Source organism: Stenotrophomonas sp. YJH_SMC_33 (assembly GCF_059372295.1).
In genome coordinates this window covers 170,108-187,690 of sequence record NZ_JCAFVJ010000001.1, presented here as the reverse complement: position 1 = coordinate 187,690, position 17,583 = coordinate 170,108, and the positions used below count along the sequence as shown (strand labels likewise).

Genomic DNA, 17,583 nt, shown 5'->3' with positions numbered 1-17,583 from the left:
GTTGGCACCTACCTGAGCGTGACCTCATCCAGCACCCACATCGCCGGGCGCGTGTCGCCGGTGAAGTTGATGCACAGGTCACCGGTGCCCTGCGTCCCCTTCGGCAGCGCCGCACGCAGCGTCACGAAGCCATCGGCATCGGGCGTGGCCGGCAGCGGTACTTCGGCCAGCACCTTGCCGCTGCAATCTCCGCGACGCACCTGCATCTCGCCATGCGCGCGCCTCGCTTTTTCGAAGCGACGCTTCGGCTCGTCGTGGGCCAGCTGGAAGTAGTAGGGGATGCGCCCGGCACGGACTTCCACGCTGCCGACGCCGTCCAGCTGCGCCTGCGGCCAGCGCCAGCAGGGCTGGAAGATATCCACGTTGAACACCGCGCGATTTCCTTCGCGCGGGCCATCGTCCTCCAGGCGCAGCACCAGCCCCTTCTTGCCCACGCAGCTGAGCAGCTCATCGCTGCGGCGGCTGAGCAGCGATTGTGCGCTGAACGCCGCGACCGTCGGCTTCGCCGCCAGCATCTGGCCCTGGTAGAACGCGGCGGCCTGCACGGTAGCGGGCAGCTGCGCGGTCAGCGGCTGCTGGTACAGCGGCGACTGCGCCGTCACCGGCTGGCCATCGGTGCTGTAGCGCACTTCATAGCCCAGCGGATTGGCCAGCGACACGGTCACCGTGTTGGCGGCGCGGTTGTTGGTGTAGTCCACGCCCACTTCGAACGGGGTCTGCGCGTAGGCCAGGCCCCAGGCGCGGTAGCGCTGCAGCTGCGCGGGCAGGCGCGCGAGGAAATCGCGGAAGTCGCGATGTTCCGGCGTGCTCCAGCCGGTCTCGGCCACTGCCGCCAGGCGCGGGAACAGGTTGTGCTGCAGGCGTGCGTAGGTGCGCGTGTGCTCGGTGAACATGTTGGCCTGCAGACCGAGAATGTGCTGGCGCTTGTCGGCCGCCAGCTCGGCCGGCACCGGCTCGTAGTTGTACAGCTTGCCGAGGTTGACCTGGGCCGGGCGGCCCGGCGGTTCGTTCGGCGAGGCCGTCTGCAGGTAATCCAGATAGAGGTAGCCCACCGGCGACATGACCACGTCATGGCCAGCACTGGCCGCGGCCAGGCCACCTTCGGTGCCCTGCCACGACATCACCGTGGCCTGCGGTGGCAGGCCGCCTTCGAGGATTTCGTCCCACCCGATCAGGCGCCGGTCGTGCTTCTCCAGGAAGGTCTCCAGGCGCTTGATGATGTGGCTCTGCATGGCCATTTCATCCTTGATGCCCAGTGCACGCATGCGCTGCTGCACCTGCTTCGAGGCTTCCCACTGGTCCTTGACTGCCTCGTCGCCGCCCACGTGCACGTACTTCGCAGGGAACAGTTCGATCACTTCTTCCAGCACGTTCTCGAGGAAGGTGACGGTGCTGTCTTCCACGTTGAACAGGTTCGGGAACACGCCCCATTCACTGATCGGCTTCAGCGGGGTGTCGATCGAACCCAGTTCCGGGTACGCGGCAATCGCGGCGGTGGCATGGCCGGGCACGTCGATTTCCGGAATCACCTGGATATGCAGCTTGGCGGCATAGGCGATCACTTCGCGGATCTGCTCCTGCGTGTAGAAGCCGCAGTACGGATGCTCCTGGCCATTGGCCGGATCGACGCCGCCATCACCCGCCGGCAGGCGGCAGCTTCCCACCTCGGTCAGCTTGGGGTAGCGCTTGATCTCCATGCGCCAGCCCTGGTCATCGGTCAGGTGCCAGTGGAAGGTATTGAGCTTGTGCGCGGCCATCGCATCGAGCACGCGCTTGATCTCGTCCAGGCTCTGGAAATGCCGTGCCGAGTCGAGCATGAAACCGCGCCAGCTGAAGCGCGGCGCGTCCTGGATCTGTACCGCGGGCAGCACGCCGTTGCTTCCGCCCGTGGCCAGCTGGGCAAGCGTGGTTGCGCCGTAGAACAGGCCGGTTTCGTTGCCGGCCTGGATCACCACGCCCTGCGCGGTGCTTTCCAGCGTGTAGCTCTCGCCGCTGTCACGGAAGGTGGGCACGATCTGGAAGCGGATGCCGCCCGGGGCGGCTGCCGTCTTGCCCTTGGCCGGCGTAAGGCGCGGACCGCCACTGCGCGCCAGCAGGTCGGTGAACTGGGTGGCGACGCGCTGCGCGGCTTCGCCTTCGGCGTGCAGCGCGGTATCGGCGCGTACGGTGATGCCGCTGCCCTGGCCGCGCTGCACGGTGGCTGGCGCGGGAATCAGCATCAGGCTGCCGGTGCGCAGCTGCGGGCCGGGTGCTTCGGTGGCCGGCGTGGGATCGGCGGCCAGCGCCGGCAGTGCCGGCAGCAGGGCAATCAGGCTGCCCAGCAGCGCGCTGCGCATCCGGGCGCGGGAAGGCTTGACCATCGGAACGACTCCTTGGAACGGTGCGATGAACGCTATACATGAAAAACGCCGGGCCCGGAATGACCAGGCCCGGCGTGCGTGCACGACTCGGCGATGTTGCCGCCGCTGGATCAGTACTTGAAGCGGAAGTTGAGGTAGTACTGGCGACCGTTCTCATAGAACGCGCTCGGGATCGAGGCGCTCTGGTAGTACTTCAGGGTCGGGTTGTTGAGGTTCAGCGCATCGAAGCTCACGCTCATCCAGTCGGTCGCCTTGTAGCTGAGCGACAGCGACAGTGTGCCGAAATCATCCTGGTAGTACGGGCTCGCGCCCTTCAGACCGATCAGGAACGAGGACCGGTAGGTGTAGCTGACGCGCGCACCGAAGGTATCATTCTCGAAGTAGGCACCCACGTTGTAGGTGTTCTTCGAGGTACCCAGCAGGTTGTTGCTGCCGTCTTCCCAGGTGTGGGAGGTGCTGCCGTCGGCGTAGGTGTAGTTGGCGTTCAGGCCGAAGTTCTCACCCAGCGGCTGTTCGTAGGCGAACTCCATGCCGTAGACCTTGCCGTCGGCGTTGACCGGCACGGCGACCTGGTAGGCCTCCAGCTGGTTGCTCAGCTCGCTGTACAGCATCTGGGTCTGGGTGCCGAAGGCCACGTAGTCCTTCAGGTTCATCGAGTACGCGCCCAGCGACACCAGGCCGCGCGGCATGAAGTACCACTCCAGGTTGGCGTCGAAGTTGGTCGACAGCACCGGCTTCAGCTTCGGGTTGCCGCCACCGCCGACCTTGGTCAGGTCCGAACCCCAGGACGATGCGCCCAGTGCCGAGAAGTCCGGCAGGGTCTGGGTCTGCGACGCGGCGAAGCGGAACACCAGGTCATCGGCCAGATCGAACTTCAGGTTCGCGCTGGGCAGGATGCGGTCGTGCTTGTTTTCGAACGACAGCGCCTTCCATTTGCCGAACAGGCTGCTGACGTCGGCGTTGGCGATATCGCTGACCGCCTGGTAGGTGTCGATGTCCTGCTTGATGTTGACGTAGCGCAGGCCGACGTTGCCGCTCCAACGGTCGCCGCTGAAGTTGGCCTGGACATAGCCGGCGAAGTTCTTTTCGGCCACCTTCCACTCGGCGCCATAGTTGTGGCGACCGGTCGGGCCGTCATTGCCGGCCAGCCAGGTGGAGTTGTTGAGCACTGCGTCCTTCAGCGCACCGGGGGTGTAGTACCAGATGTTGCGCGGGAAATTGCCGCCGATGCCGCCGGCGAAGCCACCCGGGAAGCTGCCGGTGGGGGCGCCCTTCAGTGCGTCCCAGATCGCGCCCGGCGTTGCGCCTTCCGGCGACAGCGCCTCGCGCTTGTGGTCGGCATAGCGCACGCCGAAGTCGAGCGAGTTCAGCACGCCGCCATCGTTGAAGTACTGATTGAAGTCCGCCGTGAACCACTTTTCCTTGTCTTCGGCAGTGACTTCCTGGTTGCCCCAGGTGCCGAAGCTGGTCACGCCGTTCGGGCTGATGTCGCCGCCGACGTTCCAGTCCACCGGCGAACCGTTGCCGTGGGTGGTCCAATTGGCGCCGCCGCCGTCAGCCACGGTCACTTCCGCGATGAACTGGCGCGGCGTGGTGCCGGTGCCCTTGGTGCTGCCGGCCTGGAACTTGGCGTTGAGGCTGTCGTTGATCTGCCAGTCGGCATCGAGGGTGATGTAGTTGCTCTTGGCGGTGGCCTCGCGGTAGATCATGTCGTACACCGCGTACGGCGTACCGGCGACGCCTGCGAAGTTGGCGTTGGTCAGCACGCCATCCTTGACCACATAGCCTGGCAGCGGGGCCTGGCCCGGGCGGGTGATCACGCCGGCGTCGTCCTTGTCGTCGCCCATGATCTTGCTACCCCACAACATGAAGTTGCGGTTGTAGTTGTTGGCTTCCATCTTGGAACTGAAGCCTTCCAGGCCCAGCGTCAGATTGTCGGCCGGCTTGAACTGCAGTGAGATCAGGCCACCCTTGCGCTCGCGGGTCTGCTCGAACAGGGTCGAGCCGAGCAGGGCGGGCGCATAGACACCGGCCAGGTCCGGGTTCGACTTGGCTACGGTGCCGTTCGGGTCGATCTTGAAGAAGCCCGACGGGATTTCCTGCGCTTCACGACGCAGTTCACGCTTCTGGCTGAACCCCTGCACCATCACGCCGAAGGTGCCGTCGTCGTTCTTGTAGTTGAACAGGCCCGACAGCTGCGGGTCGGTCGACTTGGCCTGGTCCGAGCGCACCGCGCCGATCGAGGCTTCAGCGGTGATCTGCTTGGAAAATTCCAGCGGCTTGCGGGTGAGGATGTTGACGGTGCCGGTGGTGCCGCCGTCCTGCAGCTTGGCCTGCGAGGACTTGTTCACCTCCACCGAGCGCACCAGTTCCGACGGCAGCAGGGTGTAGCTGACGCTGCGGCCGACATTGCTACCTTGGCTGAGCACGAACCAGTCGGCCGAGCCGACGCTGTGGCCGTTGATCAGGGTCTGGGTCAGGCTCGGGCTGGTGCCGCGCAGGCTGACACGGTCGGCTTCGTCGAAACCGCCTTCATCGGCGCTGGACGAGCTGATGTTCACGCCCGGCAGGCGCTGCAGGGTATCGGCCACGTTATGCGCGGGCAGCTTGCCCACGTCTTCGGCAGTGACCACTTCCACACGCGCATTGGCTTCGCGCTTGGTGTCCAGCGACTTTTCCATCGAGCCACGGATGCCGGTAACGGTCACGGTGTCCAGATCGGTGGCGGTCGGGGCCGCCTGCTGCGCGTGCGCACTGAAGGCGATGCAGCTGACGATGGCGGCCGAAAGCAGGGTCTTGCGGGTGTTCATGATGTCTCTCCTCATCACTCGATTGGGTGCCGGCGGCGGTGTTCGGTTACGGTTGCGATGACATGCGCGGGGCGGCGGCGAAGTCCCGTGCGTTGGCGTGCCACGTACTGCGTGCTGCGATTGCGTTGAAGCCTGTTGCGGTGTCAGGCGGCCGATTGCTGCAGGTACCAGCTGGCAGCGCCGACCACGCCCAGCTGGCCGTGCTCGACGACCTTCACCGGGATGCGTGCCAGTGCTTCGCCCATCGGCCCCTTCTGCAGGTAGCGTTCGACGAAGGTGCTGGCGCGCAGGTATTCGCGGATCTGCGGCAGGATGCCGCCGGCCAGGTAGACGCCACCGTGGGCGCCGTAGAACAGGGCCATGTCGCCGATGGTGCTGCCGAGCAGGCCGCAGAACACATCCAGCGCCTGGCGCGCATGCGCATCGCTGTCGGCCATGGCCGCAGCGGTGACTGCGTCGGGGCTGGCCAGCGTCGGCGCCTGCCCCTGCAGTGCACACACGGCTCGGTACAGGTTCATCAGGCCGGGGCCGGAGATCGCATGCTCGATCGACACGTGCGCGCGGTCGCGCTGCATGTGGCGGACGATGGCCATTTCCAGTTCGGTGCTGGCCGCCAGGGTCGGCTGGCCGGCCTCGGTGGGCAGAACCACCGGGCCGTGCGCGGTGGGGATCCACAGCGCGGCGCCCAGACCGGTACCGGGGCCGACCACCAGGGTCGGGCCGCGCGTGGCGGTGTCCGGCCCGCACAGGTGCAGCACGCCGCTGGCGTCCACCTGCGCGGCGGCATAGGCCACCGCTTCGAAGTCGTTGACGATGTAGACCCGCTGCAGGCCGACGTCGGCTTCCACCTGGCGCGCCGACAGCGGCCACGGCAGGTTGGCGGTGATCACCGTGCCGTCCTCGCGGGCGTAGCCGGCGCTGGCGACCACGCAATGCGTGGGCCGCGGGCCTTCGCCGAGGAAGTCGGACAGGATCGCGCTGAGGCCGGCGTGGTCGGCATTGCGGTACTTGCGGTACTCCAGCACCTGCACCGGGTGGGCGGCATCACCGCTGGCCTGGACCCGGGCCACGCGCACATGGGTGCCACCGACGTCGGCGGCCAGGAACGAGGGCGCAACGCGGGACAGGACATGGGCCGGGGCGGGGTGGCTGGCGGTCACGCGGGCTCCTGCTGTCAGGTGGGGCCGGCCCGGAACCGGGGCGGCGATTGTGGCGGAGTCTGTAACCGCGCTGACAACGATGTCAACGAGTTCGTGACACTTTCGTTGCTGCGTTGCAACGAACGCGGCGTGCAGTAAACGTTTACATGGTGTGAGTGCGAGTTTCACGTGGGAGCCATTGCCGCACGTGGCTCTAGGACTGCCGCGCATTCAGCGGGGCATACCGCGGTGGACTTGCGCAATGCAGCACGAGGTTCAGGCAGGCGTGCATGGAAGTTGACAAACCGCCGTTGTCCATCGAAAGAATGTGACAACGTTGTTCCCAGCCACTCTCCGACGCCGCGTTCTGCGGCCGTCGCCGCAGGAGCCCTCCTGATGTCCGCCGTCCCCGCTGCAAGCGCGCGCCCGAACGTGGCCACCTCCATCGCCATCGTTGGCGTGTTGTTCTTCCTGATCGGCTTCTTCACCTGGCTCAACGGCCCGCTGATCACCTTCGTCAAGTTGGCCTTCGAACTCAGCGAGGTCGGTGCCTTCCTGGTGCTGATGGTGTTCTACCTGTCCTATTTCTTCCTGGCCCTGCCGGCGTCCTGGATCCTGCGCCGCACCGGCATGAAGAAGGGCCTGAGCCTGAGCCTGCTGGTGATGGCCGGGGGGGCCGCGCTGTTCGGTGAGTTCGCGACCCAGCGCTGGTACCCGGGTGCGCTCGGCGGGCTGTTCGTGATCGGCAGCGGGCTGGCCCTGCTGCAGACGGCGATCAATCCCTACATCTCCATCCTCGGCCCGATCGAGACCGCAGCGCGTCGCATCGCGCTGATGGGCATCTGCAACAAGATCGCCGGCATGCTGGCGCCGGTGCTGATCGGCACCCTGGTACTGCATGGCATCGGTGACCTGGACAAGCAGGTACAGGCGGCCGACGCGGTCACCAAAGTGGCCCTGCTCAATGAGTTCGCCGCCAAGATCCATGCGCCGTACCTGGCCATGGCGGGCCTGCTGGTGCTGCTGGCCGTCGCCGTATTGTTCTCGCCGCTGCCGGAGATCAAGTCCTCCGAGGCCAACGCCACCCCGACGGCCGCCGGCGCAGCCGAGCGCAGCAGCATCTTCCAGTTCCCGCACCTGTGGCTGGGCGTGCTCTGCCTGTTCGTCTACGTCGGCGTGGAAGTGATGGCCGGTGATGCGATCGGTACCTACGGTCATGGTTTCGACCTGCCGCTGGACCAGACCAAGATGTTCACCTCGCTCACCCTCGGCGCGATGCTCATCGGCTACGTGGTCGGCCTGCTGGTGATCCCCAAGGTGGTCTCGCAGTCGCGCTACCTGACCATTTCGGCGGTGCTGGGCGTGGTGTTCTGCCTCGGCGCCTGGGCCACCCACGGCTACGTGTCGGTGGCCTTCGTGGCCCTGCTGGGCTTCGCCAACGCCATGATGTGGCCGGCGATCTTCCCGCTGGCGATCCGCGGCCTGGGTCGCTTCACCGAGACCGGCTCGGCCCTGCTGGTGATGGGTATTGCCGGCGGCGCGATCATTCCGCAGCTGTTCGCCGTGCTCAAGCAGCACATCGACTTCCAGCTGGTGTTCGTGCTGCTGATGGTGCCGTGCTACCTGTACATCCTGTTCTATTCGGTGATCGGCCATCGCGCCGGCCTGCCGCAGGACAAGGCCTGATCGGCGATGATGGACGGCAGCCAACCCCAGGGAAAACCCATGCGCAGAGCGACCATCAAGGACGTTGCGGAGAAGGCCAAGGTCTCGCTGAAGACGGTCTCGCGGGTGATCAACAACGAGCCCTCGGTGATGCAGGCCACCCGTGCGCGGGTGCTGCGTGCCATCGCCGAGCTCGACTACGAGCCCGATCCGTCCGCGCGCAACCTGCGCAGCGGCACTACCTTCGTGATCGGGCTGGTCTACGACAACCCGAACCCGTACCACATCATCGGCGTGCAGAACGGCGTACTGGCCGCGTGCCGCGAGACCGGTTTCGGCCTGCAGATCCACCCCTGCGATTCCAGTTCGCCGCTGCTGGCCGACGAGCTGGCCGATTGGGTGCAGCGTTCGCGCCTGGCCGGGCTGGTGCTGACCGCGCCCATGTCCGAGCGCCGCGACCTGATCCAGGCGCTGACCGCGCGCGGCATCAAGCTGGTGCGCATCATTGCCGCCACCGAAGACCCGGCCGATGGCGCCTGTGTGTTCGTGGACGACCGCGAGGCCGCCTACGAGATCACCGAGCACCTGATCCAGCTGGGCCACCAGCGCATCGGCTTCCTCTGGGGCGGCAGCTCGCACCGGTCTTCGGGCGAGCGCTACGCCGGTTACGAAGCCGCGCTGAAGGACTACGGCATGACCGTGGACAAGCACCTGGTGGTGCAGGGCGATTACACCTTCGATGACGGTTTCCGCGGTGCGCGCCGCCTGCTGGCGCTGCGCGAGCCACCTACCGCCATCTTCGGTTCCAACGATGAAATCGCCGCCGGTGTACTGGCCGCCGCAAAGTCGGCCGGCATGAACGTGCCCTACGACCTGTCCATTGCCGGTTTCGAGGACAGCCCGTTCTCGCGCCAGTCGTGGCCGCCGCTGACCACCGCCAAGCAGGCCACCGAAGACATCGCCCGCCACGCCGCGCGCCTGCTGATCGCGCAGCTGCGCAGCGATGCCTACGACGACGCGCCGGCGCCGCTGCACAACCAGGGCTTCGTGCCGCAGCTGGTGGTGCGTGGTTCGACCGCGCCGATGCGCCCCGCCGGCGCACGCCCCCTTCCTTCCGATCCTGCCTGAGCCTGCCATGTCGCTGTCAGACCCCACGTCCACCCTGATGTTCGCCGAGGCCGCTGAAGCGGCCGACGTGGTTGCGCGCCAGTTCTCGCGCAACCACGCCATCATCGAAACCCTGGCCGCCAGCCTGCGTGCTGCACCGCCGCCGTTCGTGGTCACCTGTGCACGCGGCAGCTCCGACCATGCCGCCACCTATGGCAAGTATCTGCTGGAAACCCAGCTGGGCCTGGTGGTCGCGTCGGCCTCGCCATCGGTGGGGTCGGTCTACGCCGCACCATTGCAGCTGCGCGGCGCACTGTTCATCGTCATCTCGCAGTCGGGCAAGAGCCCGGACCTGCTGCGCAACGCCGAGGCCGCCAAGGCGGCCGGTGCGCGCGTGATCGCGCTGGTCAACGTCGAGGATTCACCGCTGGCGCAGCTGGCCGACACGGTCATTCCGCTGCACGCAGGTGCCGAAAAGAGCGTGGCGGCGACCAAGAGCTACCTGGCGTCGCTGGCCGCGCTGCTGCAGCTGGCCGCGTACTGGAAGCAGGACAGCAGCCTGCGTGCGGCGCTGGACCTGCTGCCCGACGCGCTGCGTGAGGCGTGGCAGTGCGACTGGAGCGCGGTGACCGAAGGCCTGGTCGAGGCCACCAACCTGTTCGTGCTCGGCCGTGGCCTGGGCTTGGGGGCGGCCCAGGAAGCGGCGCTGAAGTTCAAGGAAACCTGCAGCCTGCATGCCGAAGCCTACAGCTCGGCCGAGGTCAAGCACGGCCCGATGGCGCTGGTTGACCGTGGATTCCCGGTGCTGGCCTTCGCGCAGCCCGATGAAACCGGCGCCGGCACCCGCGCGGTGGTCGAGGAATTTTCTGCCCGGGGCGCGCAGGTGTGGCTGGCCGGGGCCGGCGGCAACCTGCCGGTGGCTGCAGCGCCGCATCCGTTGTGCGCACCGTTGCTGACCGTGCAGAGCTTCTATCGCGCAATCAATGCGCTGGCGCTGCGCCGTGGTTTCAACCCGGATCTGCCGCCGCATCTGAACAAGGTTACGGAGACGGTGTGATGGCCACGGTCCTGCGCAACGCCCGCATCCTGGCTGGCGAGGAGTTCCGCGACGATCTGGCGGTGGTGATCGAGGACGGTCGCATCAGCGCGCTGCTGCCTGACGCTGCACCGCAGCTGGGCCAGGCGGCCGAGCAGATCGATCTGGACGGCGGCTGGCTGCTGCCCGGCTTCATCGATGTGCAGGTCAATGGCGGTGGCGGCGCGCTGTTCAACAACACGCCGGACGTGGCGGCGCTGCGCACCATTGCGCAGGCGCATCGTCGTTTTGGTACCACCGCGATGCTGCCGACGCTGATCAGCGATGACGTGGCGGTGATGCGCGAAGCCATCGGTGCGATGCGCGAGGCCATCGCGCAGGGCGTGCCGGGCGTGATCGGCATCCACCTGGAAGGCCCGTACATCGCGCCGGCGCGCAAGGGCACGCACGATGCCAGCAAGTTCCGCGTGCCGGACGAAGACGAGATCGCGCTGGCCGCCTCGCTGGACAACGGCGTGACCCTGCTGACACTGGCGCCGGAACGCGTGCCGCTGGAGACCATCCGTGCGCTGGTCGAACGTGGCGTGATCGTTGCTGCTGGCCACACTGCTGGCACGTACGAAGAGATTCGCGCCGGACTGGATGCTGGGGTGCGTGGCTTCACCCATCTGTACAACGCGATGTCGCCGCTGCAGGGCCGTGAGCCCGGTGCGGTGGGCGCTGCGCTGGAAGACCGCGACAGCTGGATCGGCGTCATTGTCGATGGCGTGCATGTGCATCCGGCCAGCCTGCGCGTGGCGCTGGCGGCCAAGCCGCGCGGCCGCGTGCTGCTGGTGACCGATGCGATGCCGCCGGTCGGTGCCGATGATCCCAGCTACGTGCTCTACGGCGAAACCATCACCGCCATCGACGGCGTGGTGCGCAATGCCGCCGGTTCGCTGGCCGGCTCGGCGCTGGACATGGCCACCGCCGTGCGCAACACCGTGCAGCTGCTCGGCCAGCCGCTGGCCGAAGCCGCACGCATGGCCTCGACTTACCCGGCGCAGTTCCTCAACGTCGACGACCGCCTGGGGCACATCGCCGAGGGCTACCAGGCCGACCTGGTGCTGCTGGATGATGCCCTGCAGGTGCGTGGCACCTGGATTGCCGGACAGTACGAGGCCGCCTGATGAACCCGACGCCGCCACGCCGACTGGGCTCGATCGACGCCCTGCGTGGCATCACCGTGGCGGCGATGCTGCTGGTCAACAACCCGGGCGACTGGAGTGCGGTGTTCGCACCGCTGCGCCATTCGGAATGGCATGGCTGCACGCCCACCGATCTGGTGTTCCCGTTCTTCCTGTTCCTGGTGGGCGTGTCGATGGCGTTCAGCGTAGCGCCGCGCGCGCTGGACGTGTCGGCGCGACCTGCACTGGCGCGCGGCGTGCTGGAGCGCGCGCTGCGCATCCTGCTGGCCGGTGCGCTGCTGCACCTGCTGATCTGGTGGGCGTTGGATACCCATCACTTCCGCATCTGGGGCGTGCTGCAACGCATCGCGGTGTGTGCGGCGTTGGTGGGCGTGCTGGCGGTCTACGCGCGGCCGCGCGTGCAGGTGGGCGCTCTGATCGCGCTGCTGGTGGGGTACACCGTGTTGCTGCTGGGCATCGGTGACCTGGCGCCATGGACCAACCCGGCCAGCCGCCTGGATACCGCGTTGTTCGCGCCGTGGATCTATCAATGGCACGCCGATGCCGGGCTGGGCCATGACCCGGAAGGATTGCTGAGCACGCTGGGCGCGCTGGCCAGTACCGTGCTCGGGCTGTTGGCCGGAGGCCTGCTGCGCAGCGGACGTGCCGCGGCGCTGGCCGGGCTGGGTGTGGCGACTGCGGTGTTGGGCCTGCTGCTGGCGGTGGTGCTGCCGTTGAACAAGCAGTTGTGGACGCCCAGCTACGTGCTGTGGACCGGTGGCCTGGCGGCGCTGGGGCTGTGGCTGGGCCACCTGTTGATCGACCAGAAGGGCTGGCCGGCGCTGGGCCGGCGCTTCGGCGTCAATGCGATCACGGCGTATCTGGGCGCATCGGTGATGTCGGTGGTGCTGATGGCTACCGGGGTTTGGGGGTGGGTCTGGCAGCGACTGGCCACCGCAATGCCGCAGGCGCTGGAGCTGGCGTCCATGCTGCAGGCGCTGGTGTTTGTCGCGCTGTGGTGGGGCGTGGCATGGTGGCTGGACCGGCGGAAGATCTATCTGAAGATCTGATGGCACCTCATCCACGCCATGCGTGGATGCTCTCCGCGCGGCCTGTGACCGCTGCAAAGATGAATAATTTCAGCCACGTGGAGGTGGGGTGATGGCCGATCAAGTTCGCAACTGAACTGTGATGGCCGCCACGCAATTTCACCTATCGAAACCGTTCACCACACGGCAGACTGCCTGCGCAGTACCGCATATCCGCAGTTCCTGATCCCTTGTCCAGGAGTGCTGTATGTCCCGTGCCGTTCCGCGCGCTTTCCGTCCGCGCCGCCTCACCGTTTCCGTGCTGCAGGCCCTGGCTGTCCCGTCCGTCATGCTGCTGAGTGCCAGCGTCGCCTGGGCCGGCTGTGACAGCGCCGCCCCCGTCGCCGGCCAGACGGTCACCTGCGATGCCAATGCGCCGAACCCGCAGACTGTTCCCATCACGGCCAATGGCGCGGCCGGCATCACCATCAATATCGCCAACACGGCACAACTGCAGCAGAGCGGTGGCAGCAGCGCGATTTCGCTTGTTGGTGCTGGTGGGCATCTGTTGTCCAACCTGGGCACGATCAGTTCGGTGGGCGGTGTGGCGGTCCAGCTCGGTGGCGGCAGCCGTGTCGAAAATGCGGGCAGCATCAGCACCGGCAACAACACCGCCCTGCAGTTCGTCGGTGCGGGCGACAGCGTGCTGGTCAACCGCGGAACGATCAGCGGGCGCACCGGCGTACAGTTCGATTCAGGCAACGACCGCCTGGACATGCAGGCCGGCAGCATCAGCGGCGGCGTCCTGCAAGGGGATGGCAACGATGTGCTGCTGCTGGGCAATGGCACCATCGACAGCGTCGACCAGGGCAACGGCGATGACCAGATGACCGTCACCGGCGGCACCGTCACCGGCCTGGTAGCGCAGGGCAGTGGCCGCGATGATTTCGTCATGAGTGGCGGCACGATCGGCGCGCTGCAGCAGGGCGACAACATCGATACCTTCCGCATGAGTGGTGGCCGCATCATCGGCGCGTTCGAGGATGGCGACCAGGCGTGGATGACCGGTGGCCGCATCGGCCGCGTCAACATGAAGCTGGACAAGAACCTGTGGGACCAGTCCGGCGGCACCGTGGATGGCAATGTGGTGACCGGTTTCGACACCGATACCATCATCATCTCGGGTACCGCCTACATCGGCGGCAACATAAGCGTCAGCGGCGGCAACGACAGCGTGACCATCACCGACGGCACCGTGCGCGGGCAGGTACTGCTCAGTACCGGCGATGACACCTTCAACTGGAATGGCGGCGGCATCGTCTACGGCGCGATCGACATGGGCCCGGACAACGACGTGGCCAACCTCAGCAACCTCAACCAAGGCAACCTAGGTGCGGTGCCGCTGTTCGACGGCGGCAGTGGCATCGACCAGCTCAACCTGAGCAACGTCAAGACCACGGGCGTGGGCCGCTTCCAGAACTGGGAGACGATCAGCCTGACCAACAGCACCGAGCTGAGCTTCGATGGCGACCTGGTGCTGGGCGACAGCGCAACCGGCACCGGCACGCTCACCGTGGATGACACCAGTACCGTGTATGCGGGCAGTGGCGGCCATGCCATCCGTCCGTTCAACAGTGGCGCACTGGTGGAGATGGTCAATGCCGGGCGCATCGACCTGACCGGTACCGGCGCGGGCGACGTGTTCACCGTGCGTGGCAATTATCGAGGCGATGGCGGTGGCCTTTACCTGCGTACCGTGCTGGGCGCGGACAAGTCCACCAGCGACCGTCTGGTGATCGACGGCGGTACTGCCACCGGGACCACCGGCATCGGCGTGCTCAATGCCGGCGGTAGCGGCGCCGCCACGCTGGCCGATGGCATCCTGGTGGTGCAGGCCTTGAATGGTGGCCGCACCGCGCCGGGCGCGTTCTCGCTGTTCGCACCGGTTGCGGCCGGTGCCTACGAGTACTTCCTGTTCAAGGGCGGTGTCAGTGCCGGTACCGCCGAGAACTGGTACCTGCGTTCGACGCTGGTGACCGGGCCGACGCCAGCACCCAACGGTGGCGGCAGCGCGACACCGCCACCGCTGACGCCTCCAGTGGCCCCACCGCCGCCGATCATCCCGGCACCGCCGCCGCCGCCCGAAGGCGCCACCGATCCGGACCTGACCGCGGGCGAGACCGCGCCGCCACCACCGCCACCGGAACCCGCGCCGGTGGCGCCACCCAGCGATCCAGCCGTGCCGGACGTGCCAGTGGCCGGCGGTGCGCTGCCCGGAACCGGTGCCCCGCCGACGCCGGGTGCACGCCCCGCCGAGGGCGCGGTGGTGCCGCTGTACCGCGTGGAGACTGCCACCTATGCCGTGGTGCCGCCGCTCCTGCGCGAGACCTCGCTGGCCAGCCTCGGCACCTTCCACGAGCGGCAGGGCGAGCAGCGCCTGCTGTACAACCAGGGCGCATTCCGCACCGCCTGGGGCCGCTTGGTGGGGCAGAGCAGCGAGATCCACTGGAAGGGCGATGCGCAGCCCGGCTTCGATGGCGATGTGATGGGCCTGCAGGCTGGTCTCGACGTGTGGGCCGCTGCCTCCGACAACCATCGCAACCAGATCGGCGTGTTCGTCGGCCGCACCCGCGCGCAGGGCAAGACCACCGGCCTGGCATTGGGCTGGGAGAACGTGCAGGTGGGCCAGAACCGCCTGGACGACAAGCACGTGGGCCTGTACTGGACGTTCACCGACAGCAGCGGCGGCTACATCGACGCCGTGGCGATGCAGAGCCGTTACGACGGCCGCGTGCGTTCCTCGCGCGGGCTTGGCTTCGGCTTGAGCGGTGATGGCACCAGCGTGTCTGTGGAGGCCGGCAAGCCGCTGCTGCGGTTTGGGCAGTCCGCATGGTGGCTGGAACCGCAGCTACAGGTGATCTGGCAACGCACGTCGCTGGACGACCGCCGCGATGAGGTGTCGAGCGTGCGTTTCGACAACGACAACGCCTGGACCGGCCGCATCGGCCTGCGTCTGGCCGGCGATTATCAATTGGCCGACAACGGCTGGCAGCCGTATTTCAAGCTGAATTACCGGCATGGCCGCTCCGGCGAGGACCGCATCCGCTTCGACGACGACACGATCATCAATTCGCAGCGCTCACGCGCGCTCGAAGCCGGTGTCGGCGTGGTAGGGCGCTTCAACCGCACCATCAGCGCGTACGCGGTGGCCGACTACACGCGCGAGCTGGGCGGTGACCGCAACGAGAAGCGCTGCATCATCGAAGGCAACATCGGCCTGCGCGCGGACTGGTGACAACCGCAACCTTGGGTAGGTGCCGACCTTGGTCGGCACGAATCCCACCCACGCCATGACCTCTGCGCAGCCGGGCATAGGCGCAGCTCTATAGCAGCGGTGCGCACGCATCCGGTTCCACCAGCGCCCCGGCATGATCGGCCAACACCACCACCGCATGCAGCAACCCTTCCTCCACCTGCGGCGGACACTGCGCCTGCGCATCGTCCGTCTCGCGCGCCGACTGTGCAGCCAGCAACACGCCGCCGCAGGCGGACAATGCGGCAAGGCAGCGCGTTGCCTCGGCCAGTTCCCGACCGCGCGCCTCGCTGAGTTGCCGCTCGCGCCACGCCTGGCCGTCGGCTCCGTGGCTGTGAGCGACGCCGTGCAACCGCGCGAAGAATGCGGAGGGCGGCGCCTGTTCGTGGACTTCGGTGAGCGCATCTTCCAACGCTTCGGCTGCGGTAGTGGACAGCTGCAGGCCGGGCAATGCAGCACCGAGCAGTGCATGCAGGCGTGGATAGGTGGGGTAGGGCGTGTTCATGGCAGCAACCTCACAAGGCAAGGCCACCTGCGGGATGCAAGGTGGCGGGCGGTGCGGGTTGGCGTGCCGGTGAAGCTCTTCACGAGGAAGGACGCCGGCGGATCCGGGGATCCCCACGCACCGCCCGCCGCAGAACGACGGACGGTGCATTGTTCGGGCCGGCAACGACGTTGCAAGCCCGCTCGTGAAAAGCTTCATTCAGGACGCCAATCCCGGTCAGCGCAGGAAGCGCCGACGGAGGCAACCTTCTCGCGTTCTACGTGGCGATGACATGGGCAAAGTTGCAATTTACTGATCGCGTGCACGCTGTCTTGCTGCAACCCGCGGCGGGGCCAGATACGACAGTTCGCGCATGGCGAAAGCCATCACCTGCGGGCTATGCTGTGCGCCTGCCTCAACGACAAGGAAACGTCACATGCAGGTTCGCAAGGGAGTGCGTCGCATTGGTGCGCTGGTGATCGCGCTGGTGGCTGCCAACGCCATGGCCGATACGCCCAAGGCAATCGAAGTGCCCTCGCCGCAGGCGGAGGCCGAGATCCTCAACCTGCTTGAACGGCAGGCGCTGTATCGCGACCGGGTGGACTGGCCTGGCACCCGCACACGACTGCAATCGGTGCAGGGCGACCCCGCGCAACGGCTGGCCGTTCTGCGCGAAGCCATTGCGGTCAGCACGGGCAATCACGGCGTATGGACGACGACCCAGCGCCAGAGCGAATTCCTTGCGCGGGCGCAGCAGGCCGGCGCCGCCGCCGTGGACCGGGCCAAGGCGGCCGATGCGGTGGATATGCGCATCGGCTGGGTGGTCATCGAGGGCTACGCCTCCACGCCGGGCGCGACGCCGCAGGAAAAGTTCCGCCAGGACATCGAGCGTGCTGCGCGGTGGCAGCAGGTCATCCGCAGCAAGGACGACGGCGCGCGCTGTGGCTGGATCGTCGACCTGCGTGACAACAGCGGTGGCAACATGTGGCCGATGCTGCTGGGCATGGCACCGCTGCTGCGCACCTCGGTAGTGAACAACGAAGATGTGGGGTCGTTCGAAACCGCACAGGGGCCGGAGCGCTGGACGTTGACCGCGACCGCCGTGCAGCGTGCAGGCAAGTCGGTGCTGGACTTCGGCCAGTCCGGGTATGTGCTGCGGCAGCCCGGCGCGCCGGTGGCAGTGCTGTTCGGACCGCGCACCGGCAGTTCGGGCGAGGCCTCGGCGCTGGCGTGGCGTGGTCGTCCGCAGACGCGGAGTTTCGGTCAGCCCACTGCGGGTGTCTCCACTGGCAATGTCGTGCACACGCTTGCCGATAGCAGCCGCCTGCTGCTGACCACCAGCGTGATGCGGGACCGCAATGATCGTGGCGACGGCTTGAAGATCGAGCCCGACCAGCGCGTCGAGGGTGACGCCGCCACCGTGGCCGCCGCCCAAGCCTGGCTGCTGGCCCAACCCGCCTGCCAGGGCCGCTGAT

The 17,583-nt window shown here is 67.2% G+C and carries 11 protein-coding genes; 7 read left to right on the top strand and 4 right to left on the bottom strand.

Annotated features, from left to right (window positions below):
- Positions 1 to 8: 8 nt before the first annotated feature.
- The 3 genes from AC5P9W_RS00820 to AC5P9W_RS00810 all read right to left on the bottom strand — a co-directional run bounded on the left by AC5P9W_RS00820 (position 9) and on the right by AC5P9W_RS00810 (position 6,330).
- Entirely contained in the window at positions 9 to 2,360 is a 2,352-nt protein-coding gene (locus AC5P9W_RS00820; protein ID WP_111098689.1) for a family 20 glycosylhydrolase, read from the bottom strand.
- Positions 2,361 to 2,470: 110 nt separating this feature from the next.
- Positions 2,471 to 5,170, bottom strand: coding sequence for a TonB-dependent receptor (locus AC5P9W_RS00815; protein ID WP_021204672.1), 2,700 nt, complete (start codon positions 5,168 to 5,170; stop codon positions 2,471 to 2,473).
- A 143-nt stretch (positions 5,171 to 5,313) separates the two neighbouring features.
- Positions 5,314 to 6,330, bottom strand: coding sequence for a glucokinase family protein (locus AC5P9W_RS00810; RefSeq protein ID WP_456115582.1), 1,017 nt, complete (start codon positions 6,328 to 6,330; stop codon positions 5,314 to 5,316).
- Between the two features lie 375 nt (positions 6,331 to 6,705).
- Between AC5P9W_RS00810 and AC5P9W_RS00805 the strand changes: the two genes are divergently transcribed.
- From AC5P9W_RS00805 to AC5P9W_RS00780, 6 genes are all read left to right on the top strand, one after another.
- Positions 6,706 to 7,995 (top strand): sugar MFS transporter, encoded by a 1,290-nt coding sequence (locus AC5P9W_RS00805; protein ID WP_021204670.1) that lies wholly within the window; start codon positions 6,706 to 6,708, stop codon positions 7,993 to 7,995.
- Positions 7,996 to 8,034: 39 nt separating this feature from the next.
- Positions 8,035 to 9,102, top strand: a complete 1,068-nt coding sequence (locus AC5P9W_RS00800) for a LacI family DNA-binding transcriptional regulator (RefSeq protein ID WP_005411045.1) — start codon at positions 8,035 to 8,037, stop codon at positions 9,100 to 9,102.
- Positions 9,103 to 9,109: 7 nt separating this feature from the next.
- The gene (locus AC5P9W_RS00795; protein ID WP_021204669.1) at positions 9,110 to 10,138 is read left to right on the top strand and encodes an SIS domain-containing protein; all 1,029 of its coding nucleotides are present in this window, start codon (positions 9,110 to 9,112) and stop codon (positions 10,136 to 10,138) included.
- A complete protein-coding gene (gene nagA / locus AC5P9W_RS00790; RefSeq protein WP_495218640.1) occupies positions 10,138 to 11,286 on the top strand; it encodes an N-acetylglucosamine-6-phosphate deacetylase in 1,149 nt (382 codons plus the stop codon). Before AC5P9W_RS00795 ends, nagA begins: the two co-directional genes overlap by 1 nt.
- Positions 11,286 to 12,353, top strand: a complete 1,068-nt coding sequence (locus tag AC5P9W_RS00785) for an acyltransferase family protein (protein ID WP_021204667.1) — start codon at positions 11,286 to 11,288, stop codon at positions 12,351 to 12,353. The genes nagA and AC5P9W_RS00785 overlap by 1 nt, the downstream gene beginning before the upstream one ends.
- A gap of 226 nt (positions 12,354 to 12,579) precedes the next feature.
- Positions 12,580 to 15,606, top strand: coding sequence for an autotransporter family protein (locus tag AC5P9W_RS00780; protein WP_495218639.1), 3,027 nt, complete (start codon positions 12,580 to 12,582; stop codon positions 15,604 to 15,606).
- 88 nt (positions 15,607 to 15,694) lie between these two features.
- Here the strand turns inward: AC5P9W_RS00780 and AC5P9W_RS00775 are convergent, their stop codons facing one another.
- Positions 15,695 to 16,129, bottom strand: coding sequence for a hypothetical protein (locus tag AC5P9W_RS00775; RefSeq protein WP_495218638.1), 435 nt, complete (start codon positions 16,127 to 16,129; stop codon positions 15,695 to 15,697).
- 415 nt (positions 16,130 to 16,544) lie between these two features.
- Between AC5P9W_RS00775 and AC5P9W_RS00770 the strand changes: the two genes are divergently transcribed.
- Positions 16,545 to 17,582 (top strand): S41 family peptidase, encoded by a 1,038-nt coding sequence (locus AC5P9W_RS00770; protein ID WP_495218637.1) that lies wholly within the window; start codon positions 16,545 to 16,547, stop codon positions 17,580 to 17,582.
- Position 17,583: the final 1 nt, after the last annotated feature.